The organism is Rhodococcus sp. TAF43 (assembly GCF_052113525.1).
Lineage (GTDB): Bacteria > Actinomycetota > Actinomycetes > Mycobacteriales > Mycobacteriaceae > Prescottella.
In genome coordinates, this window is record NZ_JBFRDL010000003.1 from 1 (window position 1) to 25,811 (window position 25,811).

Here is a 25,811-nt window from a genome sequence, read left to right on the forward strand (position 1 = left end):
CGCGTTCATGAAGCTCACCGGTGACGACGTGCAGTACCACGCTCAGGTCGCCGGACAGCCCGTCGACGCTGCGCAGAACATGGGAGGTGCGCTCCGATGAGCGTGTTGAATGCAGAACGCATCAAGCTGACGACCACGAAGTCACCGATCTGGTGCACGCTGATCGCGGTCGCCGCCAGCATCGGTTTCGCTGCGTTGGTCGGTGTCGGGTACAAGTCGTCCGCCGACTCGGGCGACAACCCGTTCGGCGAGTTCACCGCCTCCGCCACCCAGGTCGGAGCCGTCCAGTTCGGTTCGATGCTGGTGATGATCATGGCGGCCCTCGCCGTCACCACCGAGTACCGGTTCGGTGTCATCCGCACCACGTTCCAGGCGATCCCGAACCGGACGCAGGTGATCGCCGGCAAGGCGCTCCTGCTGGCGGGGTTCGCGGCAGTGCTGGGCATGGTCATCGCGCTGGCGTCCTTCTATCTAGGGCAGGCCACCTCCGGCGTGAGCTTGTCGATCAGTGAGGGCGACAATGCTCGCGAACTGTTCGGGGTGCCGATCTACTTCGCGCTGGTCTCGGTGCTCGCGGTGGGCGTTGGAACGCTGATCCGCCAGTCGGCGGGCGCGATCTCGCTGCTACTGCTGTGGCCGCTGGTGATCGAGAGTATGGCGACGCTGATTCCCAAGGTGGGCAAGTACATCAGCGAGTTCGGCCCGTTCAACAACATGAACCACTTCCTCGGAAACGGTGGCAGCGTTGACTTCCACTGGGGTCCGTGGGGTTCGCTGCTCTACTTCGCGGCATTCGTCGCGATCGTGTTCGGCGCGGCCCTGTTCCTGGTGAACAAGCGCGACGCCTGACCGTTCCCGCCTACGACGAGGGTCCCGCACCGATACCGGTGCGGGACCTTCGTCGCGTTCGGCGGCACGGGGCGGCCGCGGCGGTTACGCTTCGCCGCATGCGAATGAGGGCGGCGTTCGTGACGGGCCTGGCCGGTGTGCTGATGCTGTCGGGGTGCAGCGATCCCGACGACCTGAGCTCTCCGATCGACGGCCCCGGGCTGGCGGCAGCGATCGACACCGACGCGGTGATCGGCGACCTCGAACAGCTCGAGCTGATCGCCACCGAGAACGGCGGCAACCGCGCGGCCGGCACACCCGGCTACGGCGCGAGCGTCGACTACGTGGTGGGGCAGCTCGAGCAGGCCGGATTCGATGTGGAGACACCGGAATTCGACGTCGACATCTTTCAGGTGACCACGCAGACACTGCAGGTGTCGGGCCGGGACGTGCCGGTGAAGGCGCTGACGTACTCGCCGGCCACCCCGCCCGGGGGACTGCAGGCCCGGCTGGTGCCGGTGCCGTCGGACGACACCCCGGGCTGTGAGGCCACCGACTACGACGGTCTCGATGTCACGGGCGCGGTGGCGCTGGTGGATCGCGGTTCGTGCCCGTTCGCGCAGAAGCAGCAGGTGGCGGCCGATCGGGGTGCGGCGGCGATCCTGGTGGTCAACAACGAGGACGGCCCGCTGACCGGTGGCACGTTGGGCGACAAGGACGCCGCGCGGATCCCCGCCGGTGGCATCGGCAAGGCCGACGGGGCGGCACTGCGTCAGGGCGGCGACGCGACGCTGACGATCGACGCCACCGTCGAATCCTCCAAGTCCCGCAACGTGATTGCGCAGACGAAGACCGGCGCCGACGACAACGTCGTCATGGTGGGGGCGCACCTGGACAGCGTCCGGGAGGGGCCGGGTGTCAACGACAACGGTTCGGGCGTCGCGGCGCTGCTCGAGACGGCGCGGCAGCTCGGCGCGACGCCGAACGTCGACAACGCGGTGCGGTTCGCGTTCTGGGGCGGTGAGGAGATCGGACTGCTCGGCTCGGAGGCGTACGTGAACGGTCTCGACGCCGCCGCACGCGGCGACATCGCGATGTACTTGAACTTCGACATGGTCGGCTCGCACAATGCCGGCTACCTCGCGTACGACGGCGACAACTCCGACAAGGCGGGCGAGGGCCCGGGGCCGGAGGGGTCGGCGGGCATCGAGCGCACGTTCGACGCGATCCTGCTGCAACTGGGCATCTCGCCGGACGGCACCGACTTCGACGGCCGCTCCGACTACGGGCCGTTCATCGCTGTCGGAATCCCGGCGGGCGGGTTGTTCACCGGCGCCGACGAGAACAAGACCACAGCTCAGGCCGAGAAGTGGGGCGGTGAGGCCGACACTATGTTCGACCCGAACTACCACACGTCACAGGACACGCTCGCGAACGTCGATCGTCGGGCGCTGGCCCTCAACGCCGAGGCCGTGGGGTACGGCGTCGGGCACTACGCACAGTCGATCGACGGTCCGAACGGGGTGCCGGCGGCCGGTGACGCGCGGACGGCGGCCCGTGCCGATGCCGGGAAGTAGGCGCCGAAAGCGGCGTCACGCGGCAGTTCTGCGAGATGACCGGCCCGCGATTATTCTTGCCGGGGTGAGTGACGACCCGCAGGGAGACGGCGCCACACCGGAACCGGTCGAGACCGATTCCGGCGCCGTGAGTGGGCATGCCAAGGTGACGGGCTCGGTCGCGAAATGGGTCCGTGACGCCGACCGGCAGCCCCAGCTGGTCGATGCCGTCCGGCGGATCCGGCAGGCGCTTCCCGGGGATCCCGCGTTCGGTGATCCGCTGTCGACGGCCGGTCCGGGCGGGGCCCGGGCGGCGGCCCGCATGATCGACACCGGGCCGGGTGCGTCCCGCGAGGTGAGCATGGCGGCACTCCAGGTGCTGCAGGCGATGCTCGAGAAGGCATGGGGCGGTCCGGCGAACGGCGAGGTCACGATCGTCTTCACGGATCTGGTGGGGTTCTCGAGCTGGTCGCTGGGCGCCGGTGACGGCGCCACCCTGGGTCTGCTGCGGGAAGTGGCGGCCACGGTGGAGCCGCCGATGATCGAACGCGGCGGCCGGGTGGTCAAGCGGCTCGGCGACGGGCTGATGGTGGTGTTCGACCATCCGGACAAGGCGATGGAGGCGGTGTTCGCGGCCCGCGCGGCGCTCGCGACGCTGGACCACCACGGTTACCGCCCGCGCATGCGCGTCGGCCTGCACACCGGGCTGCCGCAGCCCATCGGCGCGGACTGGTTCGGCGTGGACGTCAATGTCGCAGCCCGGATGATGGAGCTCGGCGGCAACGGGAACGTCGTGATGTCCGGCAACACCTACGACGCGATCGGGGAGGAGCGGCTCGCCGAGCTGGGCCTGGTGGCCAAGCGGTACCGCCGCGGTCTGCTGGCGGCGCCGCAGCGTGGGGTGCCGGAGGACCTGCGGGTGTTCGTACTGCGACCTGCGCCCGCACCGTGGTGACGCCGCAGCCGGACGATTCCGACGAGTTCGGGAAACGGTTGCCGCCCCCGTCACCCGGCGCGCACACTGAGGACGTGGCCGAGTCCGAGCATCCACAGCGAACACCCTTCTACGGGGTGCTGATGATCATCGCGGCGTTAGCGGCGGCGATCGCGGTGAGCTACTACGGGCCCACGTGGTTCCGGATTACCGTCTACATCCTCGCGGTGCCGGTGGTGGCGGTCGGTTTCGTCATGACTTTGCGCGACTATTCGCGCTGATCAGGCGTTTTCTGGATCCAGTCGCCACAGCGGCGAGACCGGACCGTGTCCGGCGCCGAGGTCGTACGACGCCTCGAGGCACTTGGTGACCCACTCCTTGCCGAATGCGACCGCGTCGGGCATCGCGTAGCCGTTGGCGAGCGCGCACGCGACGGCCGCGGCGAGGGTGTCGCCGCCACCGTGGTCGTTGCCGGTATCGATCCGCGGGCTGGTGAACTCGTGGAAGGTGTCGCCGTCGAACAGCAGGTCGGTGCTCGACGTCGACGAGCGCAGGTGCCCGCCCTTGACCATCGACCACTGCGCGCCGAGTGCGTGCAGGGCCTCGGCGGCGCGGCGGGCGCTGGCGTCGTCGACCACCTCGATGCCGGTGATGAGGCGCACCTCGTCGAGATTCGGTGTCACGAGCGACGCGATGGGGATGAGGGTGTTGCGGACGGCGTCGAGCGCCTCGGCGTGCAGCAGCGGATCGCCGTGCATGGACGCGCACACCGGGTCCACCACCAGCGGGATGGAGCCGTCGCGGCCGATGCCGACCTCGGCGCACACCTGCGCGACGGCCTCGATGATCGCGGTGGACGCGAGCATGCCGGTCTTGGCGGCGGAGACGCCGATGTCCAGGGCGACGCAGCGCACCTGCGCGGCCACCGTCTCGGGCGGGATCTCGTGAAATTCGCTGACGCCCACCGAGTTCTGCACCGTGACCGCGGCGACCGCGACGCACGCGTGTACCCCGCACATCGCCATGGTGCGCGAATCGGCCTGGATGCCCGCGCCGCCGCCGGAGTCGGTGCCGGCGATGGTGAGGGCGCGGATCGGGGTCTGGCCGGTCGGCGTCAGGGGCAGGTAGTTCACGGCCTCGAGCCTACCCATGTGACCGGGTGCGACGGACGGTGGTGTGAGGGGCGCGGTGAAGCTCGAGTGCTGGGACGTCCACGACGTGACTCGTCCCGGTGCCGGAGGGATGCCGGCACCGGGACGAGGTCAGCGGTGGATCAAGATGATGCGGGTGGATCAGGGTTCGACCAGCTCCCAGCCGGCCACGTTGTAGACGGCGCTCGTGGTGGACAGGGAGTTGCCCGTACCAGCGGAAGGCAGACCCGCCCGCAGGTTGACGGCCCAGTTCAGCGAGCCGAGCGATCCGCAACCGGTGGCGCCGGGAACGGCGAAGTCGGTGATGGTTTCGGCGGGGATTTGGGGTCGCTCGGGTCAGGCTCAAAAATGAACTGCAGTACAACTATTGGAGCGGATCGGCATACGTGTGTGCCCGGGCGAATCGGTCCGTGCCGGCCACGGCCAGGTCTGTCATGCCCGGATCGCCGGAGAAGTGGCCGGCCTCGTCCACGAGATGCAACTCGGCATCGGGCCACGCTGCGGCCAGCGCGCGGACGCTGTCCGCGGGGCAGCTGATATCGCGCATGCCGTGCACCAGGACGCCGGGGATGCCGTGGAGTCGGTGCGCGTCGCGCAGGATCTGCCCGTCGGGGAGGAAAGCCGCATTGCTCCAGTAGTGGGTGACCAGGCGCGCGAAGCACATTCGGAACGTCGGGTCGTCGTAGCGCGGATCGGCGCGGTGCTCGGGACGCACCCGCACATGGGCATCCTCCCACGCGCACCAGTCCCGTGCCGCCTGCTCGCGCACGGCCGGATCGGAGCTCTCGAGCAGCCGGCTGTAGGCGGCGGCGAGGTCGCCGTCACGCCACTCGGCGGGCACGCCGTCGCGATAGCGCGCCCACTGCTCCGGAAAGTGCACGCCTACACCGCGGGTGACCCATTCGACCTCCGTGTGCGAGGTGGTGGCGACGGCACCGAGGACGATCCCACGGACATGTCCGGGGTGACTCTGGGCGTACGTCAATCCCAGCGTCGAACCCCACGACCAGCCGAACACCAGCCAGCGGTCGATGCCGAGGTGGGTCCGCAACCGCTCGATATCGGCGATCAGATGCTGGGTCGTGTTGCCGTGCAGACTCGTTGCGGGGTCGCTCGCGTGCGGAAGACTGCGGCCGCAACCTCGCTGGTCGAACAACACGATCCGGTAGGCCGACGGATCGAAGAAGCGCCGCCACCCCGGTGCACATCCCGAACCGGGGCCGCCGTGCAGGACCACCGCCGGAATGCCGTCCGGATTGCCGCAGCACTCCCAGTAGATCCGGTTGCCGTCACCGACCTCGAGCATGCCGTGCACGTACGGTTCGATCCGTGGATACAGGGCCGTCATGCCTCTGAAGGTACAGGGCCACTGCGTGTTCGGGACTCCGCGTTCTTTCAGGCGCCGTAGAGGGCACGCTCGAGAGCCGTGGTCGCGAGTAGCAGTGCGGTCCGCGCGGCGTGGGTGTCGGCGAGGGCGTTGAGCATCATGAAGTCGTGGATCATCCCCTGGAACCGCACCGCGGTCACCGGGACGCCCGCGGCGCGTAGCTTGTTCGCGTACGCCTCGCCCTCGTCGCGCAGCACGTCGGCCTCGCCGTTGATCACCAGAGCCGGGGGCAGCCCCGCCAACTGCTCGGTGGTGGCCCGCAGCGGCGAGCACGTGATCTCGGCCCGATGCGCCGTGTCGGTGGTGTACTGATCCCAGAACCAGCGCATCGCCTCCACGGTGAGGAAGTAGCCGTGCGCGAACTGGCGGTACGAGTCGGTGTCGAACTCGGCGTTGGTGACCGGATAGAACAGCACCTGGTGGCGGAACTGCGGGCCGCCGCGCTGCTTGGCCAGCAGCGTCAGCGCGATCGTCATGTTCCCACCCACGCTGTCGCCGGCCACCGCGATCCGCGTCGGATCCAGGTCGGCGTCCGTGCCGTGGTCCGCGATCCAGATCGAGGTGGCGTAGAGCTCCTCGATCGCCGTCGGATACTTCGCCTCCGGCGAGCGGGTGAAGCTCGGAAACACCACGGCTGCATTGGATCCCACGGCCAGCTCGCGGATCAGCCGGTCGTAGATGTCGGCATCGCCGAACACCCACCCGGCCCCGTGGTTGTACTGGATCACCGGCAGCGGGCCGGCCGCGGCGCGCGGGCGCACGATCCGGATCGGGATCTGCCCGGACGGACCGCCGTCCACCACCCGGTCCTCGATCTCCACGGACGGCTTGGCGATGTCGCCGGACTGCACCTCGTCGAACTGGGCCCGGCCCTCCTCGACCGGGAGCTCGTACAGGAACGGGGGTTCGGCGGTGGCGTCGGCGAACTCCTGCGCGGCGGGTTCGAGGACCGGTTCGAGCGGCATCGGAACATCCCTTCCGGCGTGCAACGCGGTGTCCCTCGATTGTCTGCCCGGGCGCACCGGCGGCCAACGGCATTTGCCGGGAATCCGATCGCAAAACTTTCGGTCAAACGCCTGACAGGTGGGCCGGCCCGGCTGTACTAATAGTGGCGTGGATCACATTATTGCACCGAAAGCGTCCCGAGGAGGTGTCGTGTTCGCGGATTCGCCCCGTGCCGACGTGACCGACAATGCCGACCAGAACCGTTTCGAGCTGTGGCTCAACGGGGATCTGGTGGGAATCGTCGGCTACTACGACACCTCGCCGGTCGCCAAGAAACGCGCCGGCGGACGCCGCGCCGTCTCCCCGGTCGTGTCGTTCATGCACACCGTCGTCGTGGAGGATTTCGGTCACCGCGGCCTCGCCGCCGTCATGGTCCGGCGCGCGCTCGACCAGGCGCGGAACTACGGCTGGCAGGTCCGGCCGGTGTGCACGTACGTGCAGAGGTTCGTCGAGGCCAACCCCGAGTATCGGGACCTCATGGTTCCGCTCGACTCGATCTCCCTCAACTGATCGACCTCCGGCCACGGCGCGGTCAAGGAACTGCATCGAACCGCCACACTCGTCCCGAAACGGACCCGGTGCCGGCGGTTCGGCCGGTTTCATGGGGAACGTGAACACCGAATCCCCACGAACTGCGGGTGCCGTCGCTGACGCCGTCCGCATCGTCGACAGCCCGCCACACGAGCGCTACGAGCTGTGGGTGCGCGACGACCTCGTCGGCATCCTCGGCTATCACCGCGACAGTGCCGGGCCGTCCGGTGACGTGCTCACCCTGCTGCACACCGTCGTCCGAGAGGATCGAAGCGGTCGCGGCTGGGCGGCGGTACTGGTGCGGGCCGTGCTCGACCGGGCCCGCAGTGAGGGCACCCGGATCCGCCCGGTGTGCACCTACGTCACGCGGTTCCTCGGCACCCACACCGAGTACCTGGACCTGCTCGACGAGCGGCCAGCCTGATCAGTCCAGGTCGACCACGACCGGCGCGTGATCGCTCGCGCCCTTGCCCTTGCGCTCGTCCCGATCGATGTGCGCGCCGGTGACCCGCGCCGCGAACGCCGCCGAACCCAGCACGTAGTCGATGCGCATGCCCTGACGCTTCGGGAACCGCAACTGCGTGTAATCCCAGTACGTGTAGACGCCCGGACCGGGCGCGTGCGGGCGCACCACATCCGCGAACCCGGCCTCGGCGAACGCGTCGAACGCGTCCCGCTCCGGCTGCGACGTGTGCGTCTTGCCCTCGAAGAACGCCGGGTCCCACACGTCCTCGTCGGTGGGCGCGACATTCCAGTCGCCGACCAGGGCGATCTGCGCGTCCGGGTTGCCGGCCAGCCAGCCTTCCGCGTCCGCGCGCAGCTTCGCCAGCCACTCCAGCTTGTAGACGTAGTGCGGATCCGTCAGCTCACGGCCGTTGGGCACGTACAGGCTCCACACCCGCACCCCGCCCACCGTCGCACCGATCGCGCGCGCCTCCTGCGCGGCCTCCGCCTCCGGATCCTTGTTGAACCCGGGCTGGTCCGCGAACCCGATCTGCACGTCCTCGAGCCCGATGCGCGACGCGATCGCGACGCCGTTCCACTGGCTCAACCCGACGTGCGCCACCTCGTAGCCGGCCTCGGTGAACCGCTCGTACGGGAACTGCTCGTCCTTGCACTTGGTTTCCTGCATCGCCAACACGTCGGTGTCGGTGCGGGCCAGCCAGTCCACGATCCGGTCGGTTCGGGCACGGACCGAGTTCACATTCCACGTCGCGAGTCGCACACCCGTGAGGGTAGTCAGCTGCCCCGACAGTCGTCGGACCCGGTCCCGGACCGGCGCACCGGCTTGGGGCCGAGGGCCTTCAGGCGCACCACATCGCCCCGATCCACCTCGACGACCCGGTCGTCGGCGGTGCGGACCACCACCGTCGGCTCGAGCTGCTCGAGGGTGCCGATCACGTCGGTGAGCGGGTGGGTGCCACCGGGTGGCAGGCGATACCGCACCACCACCCGGCCTCCGAGCGTCGGCTGACCCTGAGGAGGGTCAGTCCTCGTCATCGTCCTCGTCGTGACCGAACGGGTCGTCCACCGTGCCCGGCGTCCAGCTCAGGTCCGGCACACCCCAGCCCGCGCGCTTGATCGTCTTCTTCGCGGCCCGGGCGTTGCGGCCGATCAGCACGTCCACGTACAGGAAGCCGTCCAGGTGTCCCGTCTCGTGCTGCAGCATGCGCGCGAAGAAACCGTGGCCCTCGATCTCGATGGCGTTGCCCTCGGCGTCCGTGCCGGTGACCTTCGCCCAGTCGGCACGGCCCGTCGGGAACTGCTCGCCGGGCACCGACAGACAGCCCTCGACGTCGTCGTCCTCGTCCGGCATGGTCTCCGGAATCTCCGACGTCTCGAGCACCGGGTTGATCACCTCGCCGCGGCGGCGGATCGCCTTGCCGGTCGTGTCGACGTCGGGGCAGTCGTAGACGAACAGGCGCAGCGGCACACCCACCTGGTTCGCGGCCAGGCCGACGCCGTTGGCGGCGTCCATCGTGTCGTACATGTCGCCGATGAGTTCGGCGAGTTCGGCCGGCGACTGGGTCACCGGCTTGGTCGGCTCGTGCAGTACCGGGTCGCCGACGATCCGGATCGGAAGAATTGCCATGGTCACCAAGGATAATGGGCGTGCGAATCGCGGCGCGCCCCGGCGGAACCCGGCCGCCGCCGCCGCGATCGTGGTTCAATGACCAGGAAGAACATCGGTGTAATTCGTGGTCGGGGGGTCGTTCGGCCGAGCGCCCGAACACGACGTTCGGCCTGATCCGATCGGGCCCACCAGGGGGCACGAGGTTCGCCGAGGCCGGGCGAGACAGCAGTCGAGGAGTGAGATGGAYGGCGCAGCAGYCCGGAACCAGTCTGAACGCAGCGACGGCGCGTCGAGCAACGACGTCGGCGAGGACGGCCTCACCCGACGCGAGCACGACATTCTCTCCTTCGAGCGGCAGTGGTGGAAGTACGCCGGTGCCAAGGAAGAGGCCATCAAGGAGCTCTTCTCCATGTCGGCCACTCGCTACTACCAGGTGCTCAACGCGCTCGTCGATCGTCCCGAGGCTCTCGCGGCCGACCCGATGCTGGTCAAGCGCCTGCGTCGCCTGCGGGCCAGCCGACAGAAGGCCCGCGCCGCCCGCCGCCTGGGCTTCGACATCTCCACGTAAGCCGCCATTCAACCCCCGGTCGTCGTCACCTCGTTACGAGAACAGTCCGACGTGCCGATTAAGGTCGGAACAGTGACCACCCCGAACCCAGAGTCGTCAGGCCCCCCGCTGCGAGCCCTCGCGATGGTGCTRATCGCCCTCGCGATCCTCTTCGCCGGGCTGGGCGCCGCCTCCCTGGGTGGCTCGGACTCCGACGAGGCCGCACCCGAGACCGTGGCCACCACGACCTCTGCGCCCGCCGCGGCCCCCGCCGCCGTGCGTACCACCACCGCCGCGCCCGCCACCACCTCGGCGGCCGAGGCCACGACGACGACGGCCACCAGTTCCGCGCCGTCCGGGTCCGCCACCACCTCCGCGTCGGCCACGTCCGCCCGCGTCGACAAGTCGATTCCGGTGCGGGTGTTCAACAACAGCACCGTCTCCGGTCTCGCCGGCCAGACCGCGAGCGAACTCACGTCGAGCGGCTGGAACGTCTCCGAGACCGGCAACTACAGCTACGGCCTGATCCAGAACACCACCGTCTACTACGGCGACACCGCCGCCGAGAAGCAGGCCGCACAGGCCATCGCGGCGGAACTGGGCGTCACCGCGGAACCGCGTTTCGCCGGCATCTCCAGCGCCTCGCCCGGCGTGATCGTGATCGTCACCTCCAACTAGCCCGCGAAAACCCGCTGGTTATGATCATCGGCAGATTTCAACCATCTCGAAGGAGCGGTTCGATGGCCTCGCATTCCACCCGTCGCAAGTCCTGGCGCGTCGTGACCCCGTTGGTCGCGATCGCCGCTCTGGGGCTGACCGCGTGCTCCAACAACGAGGAGCCCACCGACGTCCCCGGCACCACCCCGCCGGTGTGGACCGGTTCCGCTGCCCCCAGCGGCTCGCACGCCGAGAGCGGCTCCGAGAACACCTCCGGCCCCGCCGTGTCCGACACCGTCTCGGTGCAGCTCAAGGACGCGAAGGGCACCTCGGTCGGCACCGCCRCCCTCGCGGAGACCGCCGGCTACGTCGAGATCACCGTCGACGCGCAGGGCCTCGAGCCAGGCTTCCACGGCCTGCACGTGCACTCGGTCGGCAAGTGCGAGCCCAACTCCGTCGCCCCCACCGGCGGCGAGCCCGGCAACTTCCTATCCGCCGGCGGCCACTTCCAGGTCGAGGGCCACACCGGGCACCCGGCCAGCGGCGATCTCACCTCCCTCGAGGTCCGCGAGGACGGCAAGGGCTACCTCGTCACCACCACCAACGCCTTCACCCTCGCGGACCTGAAGAACGGCGGCAAGGGCACCGCGCTGATGATCCACGCGGGCGCCGACAACTTCGCCAACATCCCCACCCGCTACACGCTGCCGGACAACGCTCCGGTGCCGGACCAGGCCACCCTGGCGACCGGCGACGCCGGCGGCCGCGTCGCCTGCGGCGTCATCGGCGGCTGATCACGTCCGACCGACGCGAGAACTGACAACGGCGGGGCCATCACGGCCCCGCCGTTTCGCGTCCTGCGGGCGCTCGGACGCTGTGGTTGGATCGGTGATGTGGGAGTCCCTTTCGCCGGTTCGCCGCGTCCGACCCTCGGGGTGGAATGGGAAATCGCGCTGGTCGACCGGACCACTCGCGATCTGTCCAACACCGCCGCAGCCGTCCTCGACGGCGTCGGTGAACTCGCCGAGAAACCTCGGGTCACCAAGGAGTTGCTGCGCAACACCGTCGAGTTCGTGACCGGCATCTGCGACAACGTCGGCGAGGCCATGGACGACCTGTCCGAGACCATGTCGCTGGTGCGCCGGGCAGCTGATCCGCTCGGGGTCGACCTGATGTGCGCAGGCACCCATCCGTTCGCACAGTGGTCCACGCAGCTGCTCACCCGCACCCCCCACTACGACGAGCTGATCGAACGCACGCAGTGGTGGGGCCGGCAGATGCTCATCTGGGGTGTGCACGTGCACGTCGGGATCTCGACGAAGGAGAAGGTTTTCCCCATTCTCAACGCGCTGCTGCTGAAATATCCTCACCTGCTTGCTCTTTCGTCGTCGTCGCCGATGTGGACCGGCGTCGACACCGGCTACGCCAGCAACCGCGCGCTGATGTTCCAGCAGCTGCCCACCGCCGGCCTGCCGTTCCAGTTCGACGACTGGACGCAGTTCGAGGGCTACGTCCACGACCAGCTCACCACCGGCGTCATCGAGAACCTCGGCGGCCTGCACTGGGACATCCGGCCCGCGCCGCGCTGGGGCACCATCGAGGTCCGCGTGTGCGACGGCGTCTCCTCCCGCACCGAACTGAGCGCCCTCGTCGCGCTCATCCACTGCCTCATCGTCGACCTCGACACCCGTCTCGAGGCGGGGGAGACGCTGCCGTCGATGCCGCCGTGGCACGTGCAGGAGAACAAGTGGCGCGCAGCCCGATACGGCCTCGACGCCGAAGTGATCCTCGGCGCCGACAACCGTGAACGGCTCGTCACCGACGACCTCGACGACCTGCTCGAGCAACTCACCGCCACCGCGGTGAGGCTCGGCTGCGCCGAAGAACTGGCCCGCGTCGCCGACATCCCGCGCCGCGGGGCGTCGTACCAGCGGCAGCGCAAGGTGGCCGCGGCGACCGGTGGCGACCTGCGCGCCGTGGTCCGCTCGCTCGTCGAGGAACTGGACACGTAAGCGCGAATTCACCCGCCGTTTACTATGAACGGCGTGTTAGTGGACGGTGGCGCGCGGACGGAGCCGAGACGGCTCGACGGACGAACCCGAAGTCTCCTGCTCGGCGGCGTCGTTGCGGCAGGTCTCGCCATTCTGATCGCGCTGCAGATCTTCGCGTCGTCACGCGGCTTCGAGGGGCCGCTGACGAGCCTCTTCAACGATTTTGCGGGCACCCCCAAGTCGGCGTCCGTGCCGTGGGCCGGGCTCGCCCTCGCGATGGTGGGGCTGACCAACCGGCAGCGGGTGCTGGCGCTGTCGAGCGCCGTGGCTCTCGACGTCGTGATCGCCGCGATCCGCTACCTCGCCGGCGGGCCCCTCACCGTCGGCAACGGCGCGGTGATCGTGTTGACCGCGATCGGCGTGTACGCCGGTGCGAAGTGGCAGGGCGAACAGCGCCGCAGCGCCCTCATGGGCGTCGGCCTCGGCGCACTGCTGATCGTCGCCACCAAGTTCGGCGACGTGTGGCTGCACATCACCATCCTCGCCGGACCTCAGGTCCTCGACCAGTACGTCCAGCTCGCCGACCACGCCCTCGGCAACCCGTCCTGGGTGATGGGTGAGGTGGTCGACGCCCTCGGCTCCGTCGGCTACGGCGTCCTGCACTGGGTGTACATCGAACTGCCCGTCGCCGCGATCGTCGTCGCGCTGTACCAGCTGCGCAAGGGCTGGCCGTCACACCACCTGGTCCGGACGTTCCTGCTGATCGGACTCGTCGGACCGGTCTTCTACATCCTGTTCCCCGTCGTCGGACCGATCTTCGCCTTCGGCGCCGACGGCAACGGCTTCCAGGTCGGCGATTTCTGGCCGTCCGTCGTCCCGTTCGACCTGACGCCGTCGGCGATGCCGTTCGACGACGCCACCCCGCGCAACTGCATGCCCAGCCTGCACACCGCGTGGGCGCTCGCCATCTTCCTGCACTCCCGGCAGGGCCCGTGGTGGCTGCGCTGGGGCGGCATGTTCTGGCTGCTGTGCACCCTCACCGCGACCCTTGGCTTCGGCTACCACTACGGCGTCGACCTCATCGCCGGCGCCGTCCTGACCCTCACCCTCGAATCCGCGCTGCGCGCCCCCGAACGCGGCTGGGGCTGGTTCCGGCTGCGGCTCGTCGCGTCCGGCGCCGTCCTGATCGCCGCCCTGCTGCTCAGCTACCGATTCCTGGCCGTGGAGATCGCGGAGTACCCGGCCGTCTCGGCGCCGCTGCTCCTCGGCGTCCCCGCGCTCTTCGCCTACGGCTACTGGCGCACGTTCTACCGGGACCCCTCCTCCCCGCGTTTTGCGCACTTGTCGCTGTCGGAGGACGGCCCGTCCGCGCGATAAGTGCGCAAAACGCGAGCTAGCGGAAGGTCCCCGGATCCTCGTCGCGGTTGATCAGCAGCCCGTCGCGCCCGCGCTGTTCGCGGTAGGCGACGCGGCCGACGCTGTGCGCGATCACCGGGGCCGTCAGCAGCGTGAACAGGCCGATGAGCACGAGCATCCAGATGTCGACGTTGCCGTGCAGCCGGATCACCGCGCCGACGAGCACCAGCACCAGGCCGACGACCTGCGGTTTGGTGGCCGCGTGCATGCGGGAGAGGGTGTCGGGGAATCGGACGATGCCGATCGCGGCGGTGAGCGCCAGAAACGATCCGGTGAGGATGCAGATCGCCGCGAGGACGTCGAGGAAGGTGTTCACGAGTCGTCACTCACCCGGAATCGGGCCACACTCACCGAGCCGACGAAGCCGACCAGGGCGAGCGCGACGATGGCGGGCACGATCGTGGTGTCGCCGCTGTAGGCCGCCCACACCGACAGTCCGCAGATCGCGGTGGCGATGAGGGTGTCCATCGCGACCAGGCGGTCGAGGCTGCCGGGCCCGGCGAGCAGCCGGTAGGTGGTGAGCAACGCCGCCACCACCAGCATCACTCCGGCGATGATCATCACGGCTGTCATGCTCGATCCTCCCTACCCTCTTCGTGGTACTCGTAGTCCCGCAGGTGCCACGGAGCCGGCTGCCATTCCGAATCACGCTCGAACGACGCGATGAACAACCGCTCGAGCTCCCGCACCGATCGGTAGAACTGGTCGACGGCCTTGGTGGTGCCGACGTCGAGGACGTGCACGTACACCGCGCGCCGGGCCTGGTCCACCTCGAGCACCATCGTGCCGGGGATCAGGTTGAGCACGTCGACGCACAGCGTCAGCACCAGGTCGGACTTGATGCCGAGCTTGCAGCGCAGCACGCCGGTCACCGGCGGCGGCCCCGGCCGGATCGCCAGCCATGCCACCTGCGCGCTCGACTGCGCCGCGTAGAAGATGATCATCCAGACCAGCTTGATCATCGACAGCAGATGCACCCGGCCCTCGACGGGCACCCGGGGAAGCGGCAGCAGCCACATGATCAGCAGCCCCACCACGAGCCCGCCGAGCACATTCGCGATGCTGAACGTGCCCCACAGCAGGATCCACACCACCGTCAGCCACGCGAGGACGCCGACGCGGAGTACGCGTTCGCGGGTCATCGGTCACCTCCCTCGCCCAGTACGGCGGTGATGTAGACATCCCGATTCTGCAGGTCCTGCGCCGCGCGGTCACTGATCCCGATCATCGGGCCGGCGAAGAGCGTCAACGCCAGACCGACGCAGACCAGTCCGATCGTCGGCACCAGCATGAACACCGGCATCCGGCCCACGTCCTCGCGGTCGACGAACGCGATGTCCTCCTCGGACTCGTCGATCAGTGCCGACGGGCTCACGTCGGCGAGCTCGCCCTCGGGGGCGTCGGCGCGGGCCCGCCAGAACGCCTTGGTCCACACGCGGCCCACGACGTACAGCGTCAGGAGGCTGGTGACCGTGCCACCGGCGACCAGCAGCCACGACAGCACACTCGGGTGCGCGACACCGGCCTGCAGCAGCGCGATCTTGCCGATGAACCCGGAGAACGGCGGGATGCCGCCGAGGTTCAGCGCCGGCACCAGGAACACGATCGCGAGCACCGGGCTGGCGGCGGCGAGACCGCCGAGGCGGCGCAGCGACGACGACCCGGCCTGTCGTTCGATCAGACCCACCACCAGGAACAGCGTGGTCTGCACGATGATGTGGTGCGCCACGTAGTACACCGCCCCGGACAGACCCGACTGGGTGGACAGCGCGACACCGAAGATCATGTAGCCGATGTGGCTGACCAGGGTGAACGAGAGCAGACGTTTGATGTCGCTCTGCGCGATGGCGCCGAGGATGCCGACGATCATCGTCAACAGGCCGCACACCATCAGGACGTTGTCGAGCTCACCCTGCGGGAACAGCAGCGTGTGCGCGCGGATGATCGCGTACACACCGACCTTGGTGAGCAGGCCCGCGAACACCGCGGTGACCGGGGCCGGGGCGGTGGGGTAAGAGTCGGGCAGCCACGTCGACAGCGGAAACACCGCCGCCTTGATGCCGAACGCCACCAGCAGCACACCGAAGATCGCCATCCGGGTGCCGGCGGGGATGTCGTCGAACCGCAACGCCATCTGCGCGAGGTTGAGGGTGCCCGTCGCGGCGTACGCGAACGCGATACCGCACAGGAAGATCAGCGACGACACCATCGACACCATGACGTACGAGACGCCCGCCCGGACGCGGTCGGCGCTGGCACCGAGCGTCAGCAGCACGAAGCTCGCGGCCAGCAGCACCTCGAAGCCGACGTACAGATTGAACAGGTCGCCCGCGAGGAACGCGTTGCACACACCGGCCGTCAGCGCCAGGTACGTGGGCAGGAAGATCGACACCGGCTGGTGTTCGTGCCCGTCCCGGATGCCCTGACCGATCGAATAGATCATGACGGCGAGCAGCACGATCGACGACACCAGCAGCATCAGCGCCGACAACCGGTCCACGACCAGCGTGATACCGATCGGGGTGTCCCAGCCGCCCACCTGGATCGCGGTGGTGCCGTGCCGGTCGGCGAGATACAGCAGCATCGCCGAGACGCCGGTGACCGCGGTGAGCGCGGCCAGGGTGACCCAGCGCTGCGCGGTGGGCCGGCGGCCGAGGATGAGCGTGACCGCCGCGGCGATCATCGGGATGAGGACCGGCAGTGGGGCGAGGGTGCCGATGAGTGCGGGGGAGAGCGTCATCGCCGACCTCCCGGCGTCTCGGCGTCCACGGTCTCGGCGTCGCCGTCCCCTTCGAGAAGGTCCTCGAACGACTCGTAGTCCTCGGGATCCTCGAGCTGGTCGACGGGGATCGGGTTGCCTTCCGAGTCGAAGGCGTCGCCGCTCTTGCTGGGCGCGCCGGTGATCGGGTCGTCGGAGCGGTCGCGGTCCGGCGCCTCGGCCGGGGTGCGCCGCTTGGAGACCTTGGTGTCCTCGGGGTCGTCCTCGACCCGGTCCGCGGTATTGATCTTGAACGATCGGTAGGCGAGGGCCAGCACGAACGCGGCGATGCCCATCGTGATGACGATCGCGGTCAGGATCATCGCCTGCGCCAGCGGGTCGGCCATCTCCTCGTGCACCGACTCGCGACCCACGATCGGCGGGTTGCCGGAGCGTCCGCCGACCGTGAGGATCAGCAGGTTGACGGCGTTGCCGACCAGCAGCAGACCCAGCAGCATCCGCATGATGCTGCGTTCGATCAGCAGGTACACACCGGCGGCGGTCAGCACGCCGATGACGATCAGGGTGGCGAGGTCGGCGCTCATCGGGCGTTCACCTCGACCTGTGCGTCGAGTCGGGCTCCGAGGCTGCGGAGCACGTCGAGCACGAGACCCACCACGATCAGGTACACCCCCAGGTCGAAGAACAGTGCGGTGACGATTTTGATGTGGCCGAGCAGCGGCAGCGTCACCTCGAACACTGCCGACGACAGCGGCGGCGCGCCCAGGAACAGCGACGTCAGCGCGGTACCGGCGGCGAGCGCGAGGCCCAGGCCGAGGATCTTGCCGGCGTCGATGGGCACGGTCTCACCGAGTTCGTAGCGGCCGCCGGCGAGATAACGCAGCACCAGCGCCAGGCCCGCGGTCAGACCGCCCGCGAACCCGCCGCCGGGGGCGTTGTGGCCGGAGAAGAAGAAGTACACCGACAGCACCATGATCGTCGGGAAGATCAGGCGCGTGGTCACCTCGAGCACCAGCGAACGGTGTCGCGGATCGATGAGGTCGCCGCCGCGCAGCCACGTCGTCTCCGTGCTCGCCGACGCGGCGTCGAGCACGATGGACGGGGCGTCGGCGACCCGCGGTGCGGTACCGAACCGGCGGTGCCGGAACACCAGGCTCGCGACGCCGGTTGCCGCGACCAGCAGCACCGAGATCTCGCCCAGGGTGTCCCACGCGCGGATGTCGACGAGCAGCACGTTGACCACGTTGCGGCCGTTGCCGAGCAGGTACGCGGCGTCGGGCAGTTGGTGGTAGATCGGCACCGAATTCCGGGCGTTCATCGCGTACGCGGCGATGGTGGTGACCGCGGCGCCGACGCCCACCGCGAGGATCGCGCGCGGCAGCTTGAAGCCGATGGCCTGCCGCTCGTCCACCTCGGCGGGCAGCTTGCGCAGCACCAGCACGAAGATCACCAGGGTGAGGGTCTCGACGAGGAACTGGGTGAGCGCGAGGTCGGGGGCGCCGTGCAGCGCGAAGATGACGCCGCAGCCGTAGCCGCTGAGCCCGACGAGGATCACCGCGGCCAGGCGGTTGCGCAGCACGGTGGCGGCCAGCGCGGCCGCCATCATCATCAGGCCGACGGTGAGCTGCAGCGGCGATTCCCACAGCCGGATGTCCGCCCACACATCGGTGCGCAGGGCCAGCAGGATCACCGGCAGCAGCACCAGCGTCGCGAGGATCGTCGACTGCGTCAGCGGCAGCGAACCGCGCTGGGTGAAACCGGTCAGACGCATCGACAGCGTGTCCATGCCACGCAGGGTGGCGTCGTACACGCGGTCGGCGTTGCCGAGCGGCGGATGCTGGAACCGCAGCCGCGCGACGGCCCAGCGGTGCGCCACGAACAGCAGGGCACCGACCACGATCACGACACACGTCAGCAGCAGCGGCAGGTTGAAGCCGTGCCACAGCGCGAGGTGGTAGTCGGCGTTCGGGCCGGCGGGCAGCGTCGTCGAGTACGGCGTGAGCAGCTTCTCGAGCTGCGGCGACAGCGGACCGGCGGCCAGACCCGCGACCGCGAGCAGCGCGGGCGGCGCCAGGAACAGGGCGCCCGGGGCGTGCATGTTCGCGACCGCGGCGCTGGGCTTGCGCAGCCGCTTGCGACCGAACGCGCCCCACACGAACCGGATGCTGTACGCGACGGTGAGGATCGAGCCGAGCACCATCGCGACCACGATCGTGGTGCTTGCCCACGGCTCGAGCACGCTCGCGTCGAGGATCGATTCGAGGGCGGCTTCCTTGCCGACGAAGCCGAGGAACGGTGGCAGGCCGGCCATCGACGCCGCCGCCAGCGCCGCGATCGTCGCCAGCCACGGCGCGCTGGGGCCGAGCCGGGCGAGCTTGCGGATGTCGCGGGTGCCGGTGGTGTGGTCGATGATGCCGACCACCATGAACAGTGCGGCCTTGAACATCGCGTGCGCGACGACCATCGTCATGCCGGCCAGCGCGGCGTCGCGGGAGCCGACGCCGACGAGCACCATGAGGAAGCCGAGCTGGCTGACGGTGCCGAACGCGAGCACGAGTTTGAGGTCGAACGAGCGGAGCGCGCGCCAGCCGGCGAGCAGCATCGACGCCAGCCCGAGCGTGATGATCGTGACCCGCCACGGCGGCGAGTCCGCGTAGCCGGGGGCCAGGCGGGCCACCAGGTAGATGCCGGCCTTGACCATCGCGGCCGCGTGCAAGTACCCGCTGACCGGGGTGGGTGCGGCCATCGCACCGGGCAGCCAGAAGTGCAGCGGCACGATCGCCGACTTCGACAGCGCGCCGATCAGCACCAGCACGATCGCGACGCTCGCAAGCCAGCCGCTCGCCGGGTTCGCGACCACGTCGGACAGGTTGTAGCTGCCCACCTGCTGGCCGAGCATGATGATGCCGACCAGCATCGCCAGTCCGCCCGCCGTGGTCACCAGCAGCGCCTGGGTCGCCGCGCGGCGACTGGTGGCGCGCTCGGCGTAGTGGCCGACGAGCAGGAACGACAGGACCGTCGTCAGTTCCCAGAACGTGTAGAGGATCAGCATGTTGTCGCTGGTCACGAGGCCGAACATGGCGCCAGCGAAGGCGACCATCTCCGCGGCGAAGATGCCGAGGCGGGGTTCGTCGTCCTTGAAGTACCGCGCGCAGTAGACCAGGATCAGTGCGCCGACACCCAGGACCAGCACCGACATGATGGCGGCCAGCGAATCGAACCGCATGTCGATGTCCATGGACAGGCCGGGCGCCCACTGGATGTGCAGGGACTGCTCGGTGCCCCAGTTCGCGATGACCCAGCCGAGGCTCGCGAGCGGTACCAGCGCGAGCGGGAAGAACGCGTTGCGTCCTATTGATCGCACGACGAGCGGAGCCAGAACGGCGGCTATCGCGTGGGCGATCAATACGACTAGCAAATGGCACTCCGTCGGGTTGTCGGGCGGCGGGGTGACGAATCGGTAGAACCGAGAGTCGGGTAGACCGTTCGCTTAGCTAGCGAAGGGGACTACGGGGTCTATCTTACTAAGTGTCCAAATCGAAGTTTCAATCGGTACAAAGCGGACAAACCGTGGTAGATGGGTGGTCGAACCCAGACGGGGGTACGTTGCGACAGGTGTCCGACGAGAACCCCACCGTGATCCGAACCGCCGCCCTCGCGCATATCCGGGACCGCCGCATGCTGCAGGCCAGATCCGCCGGCAAGACCGCCTTCTACATGGCCGGCGGCAAGATCGACCCGGGTGAGACCCCCGAACAGGCCCTGCACCGGGAGGTCCGTGAGGAACTCGACGCGGGGATCGTGGACGGGACGCTCATTCGGTTGGGTGTGTTCGAGGCGGAGGCCTTCGGGCACCAGCCCGGTACCCGCCTGCACATGACGTGCTTCCTCGCCGACCTCACCGACGAGCCGCAGGCCACCAGCGAGGTCGCCGAGATCCGCTGGTTCACCGAGGCCGAGTACGCCGCGATGCCCGAGACCGCGCCCGGTTCACGGCTCGTCTTCGCGCGGCTCCGGGAACTGGACCTGGTCGACTAGTCGCGCCCGGAGTCCCCGAATCGCGAGCGCGCAGAACACCACGACCAGCAGCAGCGCGACGCCGGCGCCGCGGTCGAAAGTGACGTTCGACGGCCACGGATCGCTGTCGACGAAAATCTCGATTGCCTCCGACGTGGACAACCCGTTGGGCATGTTGAACGGGACGTCCGGCAGCGGCTCGTAGCTTCCGCTGTAGACCACGAACGAGGTCGTGACGCCCACCAGCGTCGTGAACACCAGCGACAGTAGCGGCACGACCAGGCCCAGCGCGGCGACGGCTCCGCCGTCGGGCAGGGTCGAGCCGAGGGCGAGTCCGATCCCGACACCGAGGACCGCGAGTTCGACGAGGAACCACGCTCGGCTGTCGGTCGCCGTCGGGTCGACGGCGGTCCACAGCGGGATCACCGCGAGCAGGCATAGGCCGATCAGCGGCGACGGTCGGCGCAGCGCGATCGCGACGCCCGCGGCCACCGCCGTGACTCCGACGGCTACTGGCAGCCAGGGCTGCAGCCGGAGATGATCGTCGGCGAGGAGCGTCGTGACCATCGGTGCGGTCGCCGCGACGGCGGTGGCGGCGAGCAGGAACGGCGACTCGAGGCGCCGCGCCCAGAACTCGGTGAGCGCGACGACCAGCACGAGGCACAGCCCGACGACGATCCACAGCCGGAACCGTGACCCGCTCTGGCCGTCGATCCACGCGCTGAGGAGGCGGTGCCCGACGGCGAGCGTCGACACCGCCGCGATCGCCTCGCGCACAGTCCCGGCGTCGGCGCGTGCGGGTGTGTCGGTGTCGACCGCCGCACACACGGCCGCGAGGACGATCGCGGGAACCAGCACCCACCAGAACGGCTCGCCGAGCATCGACGTGCTCGGTGTCCAGTCGGAGTGCGCGGTGTGGGCGACGACGAACGTCGCGGCGACGGCGATCGTGAGGGCAAGCCGGGGGAGGGCCCGCGACCACGCCGCGGCCACGACGGCACCCAGCAGGACGCCGCCGGCCACGCACTTGGTGTAGTACAGCACCGTCAGCTGGTCGAGATCGCTCACGCCCGACACCGCCAGGCGCGCCGCGATCAGGACAGCCGTCGCCACGACCGCCGTGATCCACGGGGGTCGAGCCGAACCGGCGCGCTGGAGCGCCCCGTACGCGAGTACGGCGACGACGCAGCCGACGGCGACACCGGTCGGCAGGGCGGCGTTCCAGTCGTCCAACTGGCGCTCGGACGCACTGAACAGCGGTCCCCACTGGGGGCGGCTGATGAGGACGAACGTCCCCAGCACTCCCGCGAACGCGGTGGCGACGGCCGTCAGCGACAAGCGGGCGTTCGTGGTCATCGGCCCGACGTTACCTGCAGCTCAGCGGTTCTCGGTGCAGGCCTTCGGGTGCCCACCCGGTCCGGCGGCGACCGCCTCGTGGACTGACGCGCGGCGTCATTCCGCCCGGGAGGCGGGACGGGTGCGCAGCCTGCGGATCGCGACGGCGCAGTAGAGCACGACGATCAGGAGCGCGACTCCGGCGAGGTGGCTGACGGGCGCGTAGGGCTCGACGGCTCCGAACAGGCCGCCCTCGGTGTGCGGGGGCCGTTCGTGCGTGCCGCTGTAGATCGCGATCGCGCCGTCGGACTGTGCGACGTACGTGAACACCAGCGACAGGAGCGGCACCGCGAGACCGAGCGATGCGAGGGCACCGTCGTCGGGCAGGGTCGAGCCGAGGGCGAGGCCGATGCCGAGTCCGAGAACCGCAAGTCGTGCCAGGAGCCAGGCGCGGCCGTCGCCGACGTCCGGATCGATCGCGGTCGAGAGCGGGATCAGCGCGAGCAGCGCGAACCCGAGTGGGGGCGACGAACGTCGCACCGCGACCGCCAACCCGCCGGCCACCGCTGCGACGCCGACCGAGACCATCAGCCACGGCTCGAGCGTGAACTGTCGAGCAATCTGCGGTGTGACCAGCGCGGCGGCCGCGGCCACCGCGGTCGCCGCGAGCAGGAACGGGCTGTCGACGCGTCGTGCCCAGAATTCGGTGAGGGCCGTCACCAGCACGAGGCAGACACCGATGAAGACCCACACCAGCAGTTCGGAGTTGGTGGTCTGACCGTCGATCCATGCCCCGAGCGTTCGGTGGGCGAACGCGAGGGTGGTGGCGGCGGCGATCGCCTGGATCATGATCCGGCCGGTCCCGGCGGTCGTTACGTGGGCCGTATCGATCACCACGCACACCGCGGCGAGGACGAGCGCCGGGATGAGCAACCACCAGAACGGCGGACCCAGTGTCGACACGCTGGGTTCATTGGTGGCGTGCGCGGTGTGTGCGACGACGAGTGTCGAGGCGACCGCGGTGGCGAGGACGAATCGTGCGAAGGGGCGCATCCACACTGCGGCGACGGCCGCACCGAGCAGCAGCCCAGCGGCTACGCACTTGGCGTAGTGCAGGGTCGTCACCTCGACCAACCCGCGTACGCCCGGGACCGCGATCCGGGCCGCGATCAGCGTGCTCGCTGCTACGACGGCCGCGGCCCAGGCCGGCCGCAGCGAATGCGCGCGTCGCAGGGCCACGTATGCCGGTACCGCGAGGGCCGCGCCGATCACGGATCCGGTGGGCAGGGCGTCGAGCCACCACTCCAGCTGGCGGCCGGTCACGTTGATCGTCCCGCGCCACTCGGGCGGGTTTGCGAGCACGAACGTGGCCAGGGTGCCCGCGAACCATGCGGCTACGGCGGGCACCCACACGCGGACGGTCGGGGCCACGCCTCGACGCTAGCCCCTCACCGGTTCTCCGCGTAGGCCTTGAGGTGCGCGACCTGATCGGGGTCCAGGGACGGCCGCACCTTCTCCCGCGCCGCCGCGACGTCGTCGGCGGTCACGTCGGCGGCATCGACACTGCGTCGCATGGCCGCGAGGGCGGCCTCGCGCAGTAGCGCCGCACAGTCGGCGGCCGAGTAGCCGTCGAGGTCCTGTGCCAGCGCGTCCAGGTCGACATCGTCCGCGAGCGGCACCGACTTGCCCGACGTCCGCAGAATCTCCTTGCGCGCGTCCGCGTCCGGCGGCGGCACGAACACCAGCCGCTCGAGCCGGCCGGGACGCAGCAGGGCGGGGTCGATCAGGTCGGGACGGTTGGTGGCACCGAGCACCACGACGTCGCGGAGCGGTTCGACGCCGTCGAGTTCGGTGAGCAGCGCGGCCACGACCCGGTCGGAGACACCCGAGTCGGAACTCTGCCCGCGGCGTGGGGCGAGGGCGTCCACCTCGTCGAGGAAGATCAGCGACGGCGCCGAATCGCGGGCGCGCTGGAACAATTCGCGCACCGCCTTCTCCGACGAGCCCACCCACTTGTCCATCAGCTCGGCGCCCTTGACGGCGTGAACGCTGAGTTGACCCGAACTGGCAAGGGCGCGAACGAGATACGTCTTGCCGCAGCCGGGCGGCCCGTACAGCAGGACGCCGCGCGGCGGGTCGACGCCCAGGCGTGCGAACGAATCCGGGTGCTGCAGCGGCCACAGCACCGCCTCGGTGAGGGCTTGCTTGGTCTCGACCATGTCGCCGACGTCGTCGAGGGTGACGCTGCCGATCGCGAGTTCCTCGGTGCCCGACCGCGACAGCGGCCGGATCACCTCGAGGGCGCCCACCAGGTCGTCCTGCGTCAGCCGGGGCTCGGCCTTGGCGCTGCTCGCCCGCGACGCCGCGCGCAGTGCCGCCTCCCGGCACAGGGCGGCCAGGTCCGCGACGACGAAACCTGGAGTGCGTGATGCTATCTCGGTGAGATCGAGATCGGCGGTGGGAACCTTGCGGAGCAGCAGTTCCAGCAGTTGCCGGCGCCCGGTACCGTCGGGCAGTGACAGCGACAGCTCGCGGTCGCACAGGTCCGGTCCGCGCAGTCGGTCGTCGAGGCTCTCGGGGTGTGCGGTGGTGGCGACGAACGCGACCGACTCGGTGTCGACGGCGCGGCGCAGTTGGTCGATGATCATCGTCGAGACCGGTTCGCGCACGGCGGGCAGCAGCGCATCGATGTCGGTGATGAGCAGCACGCCACCGGACCGGACGGCGTCGACTGCCGCCGTGACCTGCTGGAGCCGCGACTGCGCTTCGGCCGCACCGGCTCCCGGACCGTCGAGTTCCACGACCCGACGCGACGCCAGCACCGAGCGGGCCAACATCGACTTGCCGACCCCGGCCGGTCCGGTGACGAGGACCCCGAGGTGCGGTGAGGCGCCGAGGGTGTGGAGAAGTTCGGGCTCGTCGAGTGCGAGTCCCAGCCACTCGGTGAGCTTCGCGGCCTGGGCGTGGGCGCCCACCAGGTCCTCGACGGGGACCGTCGAGCCGGTTCGCGGTTCGGTGACGGTCGGCGCCGCGGTCGGCGTGCCCGAGACCGGCGCCGGTGTCGCGTCCGGCACCCCGGACCCCCAGCTCACCGCCGAATTCGGTTGCACGCTCACCGGTCCGCCCGACGGGTCGACGCCGGTGACCGTCAGCAGCTCCGACGTCCACGTCACCGCGAACGTGCGCGACAGCGCCTGTGTCGCCGACGCGGTGCTGGTGCCGGGGCCCAGGTCGCGCGGCAGCAGCGACACGGCGTCACCCACGGTGAGGACCTTGCCGAGCAGCGCCTGTCGCAGTGTGGTGTCGGAGACGGAATGCTGCGCCATCGAGGAACCGCTGACGGTGACCGTCCGTGCGCCGTACACCGTGACGGGGGTGACCACCACCGTCGCGTTCTCGCGTAGCCCGACGTTGGAGAGCGTGACGTCGTCGAGTAACGCGGTGCCGGTGGGTGTTCCGGCCGGTGCTCGTCCCGCGACCGCGGCCGTGCGCCGGGCCCCGACGAGGGCGATCGCGTCCCACTCCCGCAGCCCCAGCGCCGCGAGGGCCTCGGGGTGCAGTCGCACCACACCGCGTCGGGCGTCCGCGGCGGACGTGTTGAGTCGGACCGTGAGCGTCAGTTCGGGGGAGGTCACGTCTGCCAGCCTAGTGCGGCCCGACGCG

At 69.6% G+C, this 25,811-nt stretch carries 27 protein-coding genes; 12 read left to right on the forward strand and 15 right to left on the reverse strand.

Features of this window, described 5'->3' with window-relative positions:
• The first annotated feature begins 96 nt into the window (after positions 1 to 96).
• The 4 genes from AB4Z09_RS02485 to AB4Z09_RS02500 all read left to right on the forward strand — a co-directional run bounded on the left by AB4Z09_RS02485 (position 97) and on the right by AB4Z09_RS02500 (position 3,599).
• Entirely contained in the window at positions 97 to 849 is a 753-nt protein-coding gene (locus AB4Z09_RS02485) for an ABC transporter permease (protein WP_442239119.1), read from the forward strand.
• 98 nt (positions 850 to 947) lie between these two features.
• A complete protein-coding gene (locus AB4Z09_RS02490; RefSeq protein WP_442239120.1) occupies positions 948 to 2,405 on the forward strand; it encodes a M20/M25/M40 family metallo-hydrolase in 1,458 nt (485 codons plus the stop codon).
• A gap of 64 nt (positions 2,406 to 2,469) precedes the next feature.
• Entirely contained in the window at positions 2,470 to 3,339 is an 870-nt protein-coding gene (locus tag AB4Z09_RS02495) for an adenylate/guanylate cyclase domain-containing protein (RefSeq protein WP_442239121.1), read from the forward strand.
• Between the two features lie 74 nt (positions 3,340 to 3,413).
• Positions 3,414 to 3,599: a hypothetical protein gene (locus AB4Z09_RS02500; RefSeq protein WP_114718949.1), complete on the forward strand. Its 186-nt coding sequence runs from the start codon at positions 3,414 to 3,416 to the stop codon at positions 3,597 to 3,599.
• On the opposite strand, the gene thiD is transcribed toward AB4Z09_RS02500, so the two are convergent.
• The 3 genes from thiD to AB4Z09_RS02515 form a co-directional block, all read right to left on the reverse strand.
• Positions 3,600 to 4,451 (reverse strand): bifunctional hydroxymethylpyrimidine kinase/phosphomethylpyrimidine kinase, encoded by an 852-nt coding sequence (thiD, locus tag AB4Z09_RS02505; RefSeq protein ID WP_442239122.1) that lies wholly within the window; start codon positions 4,449 to 4,451, stop codon positions 3,600 to 3,602.
• A 382-nt stretch (positions 4,452 to 4,833) separates the two neighbouring features.
• Positions 4,834 to 5,817, reverse strand: coding sequence for a prolyl aminopeptidase (pip, locus tag AB4Z09_RS02510; RefSeq protein WP_174912833.1), 984 nt, complete (start codon positions 5,815 to 5,817; stop codon positions 4,834 to 4,836).
• 47 nt (positions 5,818 to 5,864) lie between these two features.
• Positions 5,865 to 6,821, reverse strand: a complete 957-nt coding sequence (locus AB4Z09_RS02515; protein WP_442239123.1) for an alpha/beta hydrolase — start codon at positions 6,819 to 6,821, stop codon at positions 5,865 to 5,867.
• Positions 6,822 to 7,011: 190 nt separating this feature from the next.
• Between AB4Z09_RS02515 and AB4Z09_RS02520 the strand changes: the two genes are divergently transcribed.
• On the forward strand, positions 7,012 to 7,371 hold the full coding sequence (locus tag AB4Z09_RS02520) for a GNAT family N-acetyltransferase (protein ID WP_114718591.1): 360 nt from the start codon (positions 7,012 to 7,014) through the stop codon (positions 7,369 to 7,371).
• A 91-nt stretch (positions 7,372 to 7,462) separates the two neighbouring features.
• Positions 7,463 to 7,816 (forward strand): GNAT family N-acetyltransferase, encoded by a 354-nt coding sequence (locus AB4Z09_RS02525; RefSeq protein WP_114718592.1) that lies wholly within the window; start codon positions 7,463 to 7,465, stop codon positions 7,814 to 7,816.
• Here the strand turns inward: AB4Z09_RS02525 and AB4Z09_RS02530 are convergent, their stop codons facing one another.
• Genes AB4Z09_RS02530 through AB4Z09_RS02540 form a run of 3 tightly spaced genes read right to left on the reverse strand, consistent with a single transcriptional unit; the run spans position 7,817 to position 9,484 of the window.
• Complete coding sequence (locus tag AB4Z09_RS02530) at positions 7,817 to 8,617, reverse strand: exodeoxyribonuclease III (RefSeq protein WP_174912827.1); 801 nt, start codon at positions 8,615 to 8,617, stop codon at positions 7,817 to 7,819.
• A gap of 14 nt (positions 8,618 to 8,631) precedes the next feature.
• A complete protein-coding gene (locus AB4Z09_RS02535; RefSeq protein ID WP_114718594.1) occupies positions 8,632 to 8,892 on the reverse strand; it encodes a putative acetyltransferase in 261 nt (86 codons plus the stop codon).
• On the reverse strand, positions 8,879 to 9,484 hold the full coding sequence (locus AB4Z09_RS02540) for a peptide deformylase (protein ID WP_174912821.1): 606 nt from the start codon (positions 9,482 to 9,484) through the stop codon (positions 8,879 to 8,881). The genes AB4Z09_RS02535 and AB4Z09_RS02540 overlap by 14 nt, the downstream gene beginning before the upstream one ends.
• Positions 9,485 to 9,707: 223 nt before the next feature.
• Here AB4Z09_RS02540 and AB4Z09_RS02545 point away from each other — a divergent pair, with 223 nt between their 5' ends.
• From AB4Z09_RS02545 to AB4Z09_RS02565, 5 genes are all read left to right on the forward strand, one after another.
• Positions 9,708 to 10,034 carry a DUF3263 domain-containing protein gene (locus tag AB4Z09_RS02545; protein WP_442239124.1) on the forward strand — a complete coding sequence of 109 codons (327 nt, stop codon included), beginning with the start codon at positions 9,708 to 9,710 and terminating at the stop codon, positions 10,032 to 10,034.
• A gap of 72 nt (positions 10,035 to 10,106) precedes the next feature.
• Positions 10,107 to 10,691: a LytR C-terminal domain-containing protein gene (locus AB4Z09_RS02550; protein ID WP_174912815.1), complete on the forward strand. Its 585-nt coding sequence runs from the start codon at positions 10,107 to 10,109 to the stop codon at positions 10,689 to 10,691.
• A 62-nt stretch (positions 10,692 to 10,753) separates the two neighbouring features.
• Positions 10,754 to 11,464 carry a superoxide dismutase[Cu-Zn] gene (gene sodC / locus AB4Z09_RS02555; RefSeq protein WP_442239125.1) on the forward strand — a complete coding sequence of 237 codons (711 nt, stop codon included), beginning with the start codon at positions 10,754 to 10,756 and terminating at the stop codon, positions 11,462 to 11,464.
• A 99-nt stretch (positions 11,465 to 11,563) separates the two neighbouring features.
• Positions 11,564 to 12,682, forward strand: a complete 1,119-nt coding sequence (locus AB4Z09_RS02560; protein WP_442239126.1) for a glutamate--cysteine ligase — start codon at positions 11,564 to 11,566, stop codon at positions 12,680 to 12,682.
• 24 nt (positions 12,683 to 12,706) lie between these two features.
• Complete coding sequence (locus AB4Z09_RS02565) at positions 12,707 to 14,038, forward strand: DUF5933 domain-containing protein (RefSeq protein WP_442239127.1); 1,332 nt, start codon at positions 12,707 to 12,709, stop codon at positions 14,036 to 14,038.
• 16 nt (positions 14,039 to 14,054) lie between these two features.
• Here the strand turns inward: AB4Z09_RS02565 and mnhG are convergent, their stop codons facing one another.
• The 6 genes from mnhG to AB4Z09_RS02595 are packed head-to-tail and all read right to left on the reverse strand — an operon-like array spanning position 14,055 to position 20,214.
• Positions 14,055 to 14,393, reverse strand: coding sequence for a monovalent cation/H(+) antiporter subunit G (gene mnhG, locus AB4Z09_RS02570; RefSeq protein ID WP_114718601.1), 339 nt, complete (start codon positions 14,391 to 14,393; stop codon positions 14,055 to 14,057).
• Positions 14,390 to 14,650, reverse strand: coding sequence for a monovalent cation/H+ antiporter complex subunit F (locus AB4Z09_RS02575; protein ID WP_114718602.1), 261 nt, complete (start codon positions 14,648 to 14,650; stop codon positions 14,390 to 14,392). The genes mnhG and AB4Z09_RS02575 overlap by 4 nt, the downstream gene beginning before the upstream one ends.
• Positions 14,647 to 15,219, reverse strand: a complete 573-nt coding sequence (locus AB4Z09_RS02580; protein WP_114718603.1) for a Na+/H+ antiporter subunit E — start codon at positions 15,217 to 15,219, stop codon at positions 14,647 to 14,649. Before AB4Z09_RS02580 ends, AB4Z09_RS02575 begins: the two co-directional genes overlap by 4 nt.
• Positions 15,216 to 16,817 (reverse strand): Na+/H+ antiporter subunit D, encoded by a 1,602-nt coding sequence (locus tag AB4Z09_RS02585; protein WP_174912807.1) that lies wholly within the window; start codon positions 16,815 to 16,817, stop codon positions 15,216 to 15,218. Before AB4Z09_RS02585 ends, AB4Z09_RS02580 begins: the two co-directional genes overlap by 4 nt.
• The gene (locus AB4Z09_RS02590) at positions 16,814 to 17,380 is read right to left on the reverse strand and encodes a Na(+)/H(+) antiporter subunit C (RefSeq protein WP_114718605.1); all 567 of its coding nucleotides are present in this window, start codon (positions 17,378 to 17,380) and stop codon (positions 16,814 to 16,816) included. Before AB4Z09_RS02590 ends, AB4Z09_RS02585 begins: the two co-directional genes overlap by 4 nt.
• A complete protein-coding gene (locus AB4Z09_RS02595; RefSeq protein ID WP_442239128.1) occupies positions 17,377 to 20,214 on the reverse strand; it encodes a Na+/H+ antiporter subunit A in 2,838 nt (945 codons plus the stop codon). Before AB4Z09_RS02595 ends, AB4Z09_RS02590 begins: the two co-directional genes overlap by 4 nt.
• Positions 20,215 to 20,474: 260 nt before the next feature.
• On the opposite strand from AB4Z09_RS02595, the gene AB4Z09_RS02600 reads away from it, so the two are divergent.
• Positions 20,475 to 20,834: an NUDIX hydrolase gene (locus tag AB4Z09_RS02600; RefSeq protein ID WP_254623040.1), complete on the forward strand. Its 360-nt coding sequence runs from the start codon at positions 20,475 to 20,477 to the stop codon at positions 20,832 to 20,834.
• On the opposite strand, the gene AB4Z09_RS02605 is transcribed toward AB4Z09_RS02600, so the two are convergent.
• From AB4Z09_RS02605 to AB4Z09_RS02615, 3 genes are all read right to left on the reverse strand, one after another.
• Complete coding sequence (locus AB4Z09_RS02605; RefSeq protein WP_442239129.1) at positions 20,787 to 22,169, reverse strand: hypothetical protein; 1,383 nt, start codon at positions 22,167 to 22,169, stop codon at positions 20,787 to 20,789. The genes AB4Z09_RS02600 and AB4Z09_RS02605 overlap by 48 nt on opposite strands.
• Before the next feature lie 96 nt (positions 22,170 to 22,265).
• Entirely contained in the window at positions 22,266 to 23,579 is a 1,314-nt protein-coding gene (locus AB4Z09_RS02610) for a hypothetical protein (RefSeq protein WP_174912795.1), read from the reverse strand.
• A gap of 17 nt (positions 23,580 to 23,596) precedes the next feature.
• Entirely contained in the window at positions 23,597 to 25,783 is a 2,187-nt protein-coding gene (locus tag AB4Z09_RS02615; protein WP_442239130.1) for an AAA family ATPase, read from the reverse strand.
• Between the last annotated feature and the right edge of the window lie 28 nt (positions 25,784 to 25,811).

Bases quoted from the DNA above. Each gene is read 5' to 3' on its own strand.
- AB4Z09_RS02605 (WP_442239129.1), bottom strand. From the start codon at position 22,169: ATGACCACGAACGCCCGCTTGTCGCTGACGGCCGTCGCCACCGCGTTC.
- AB4Z09_RS02540 (WP_174912821.1), bottom strand. From the start codon at position 9,484: ATGGCAATTCTTCCGATCCGGATCGTCGGCGACCCGGTACTGCACGAG.
- AB4Z09_RS02590 (WP_114718605.1), bottom strand. From the start codon at position 17,380: ATGAGCGCCGACCTCGCCACCCTGATCGTCATCGGCGTGCTGACCGCC.
- AB4Z09_RS02485 (WP_442239119.1), top strand. From the start codon at position 97: ATGAGCGTGTTGAATGCAGAACGCATCAAGCTGACGACCACGAAGTCA.
- AB4Z09_RS02565 (WP_442239127.1), top strand. From the start codon at position 12,707: ATGAACGGCGTGTTAGTGGACGGTGGCGCGCGGACGGAGCCGAGACGG.
- pip (WP_174912833.1), bottom strand. From the start codon at position 5,817: ATGACGGCCCTGTATCCACGGATCGAACCGTACGTGCACGGCATGCTC.
- AB4Z09_RS02600 (WP_254623040.1), top strand. From the start codon at position 20,475: ATGCTGCAGGCCAGATCCGCCGGCAAGACCGCCTTCTACATGGCCGGC.
- AB4Z09_RS02515 (WP_442239123.1), bottom strand. From the start codon at position 6,821: ATGCCGCTCGAACCGGTCCTCGAACCCGCCGCGCAGGAGTTCGCCGAC.
- AB4Z09_RS02575 (WP_114718602.1), bottom strand. From the start codon at position 14,650: ATGACAGCCGTGATGATCATCGCCGGAGTGATGCTGGTGGTGGCGGCG.
- AB4Z09_RS02535 (WP_114718594.1), bottom strand. From the start codon at position 8,892: ATGACGAGGACTGACCCTCCTCAGGGTCAGCCGACGCTCGGAGGCCGG.
- AB4Z09_RS02585 (WP_174912807.1), bottom strand. From the start codon at position 16,817: ATGACGCTCTCCCCCGCACTCATCGGCACCCTCGCCCCACTGCCGGTC.
- AB4Z09_RS02525 (WP_114718592.1), top strand. From the start codon at position 7,463: ATGGGGAACGTGAACACCGAATCCCCACGAACTGCGGGTGCCGTCGCT.
- AB4Z09_RS02580 (WP_114718603.1), bottom strand. From the start codon at position 15,219: ATGACCCGCGAACGCGTACTCCGCGTCGGCGTCCTCGCGTGGCTGACG.
- AB4Z09_RS02490 (WP_442239120.1), top strand. From the start codon at position 948: ATGCGAATGAGGGCGGCGTTCGTGACGGGCCTGGCCGGTGTGCTGATG.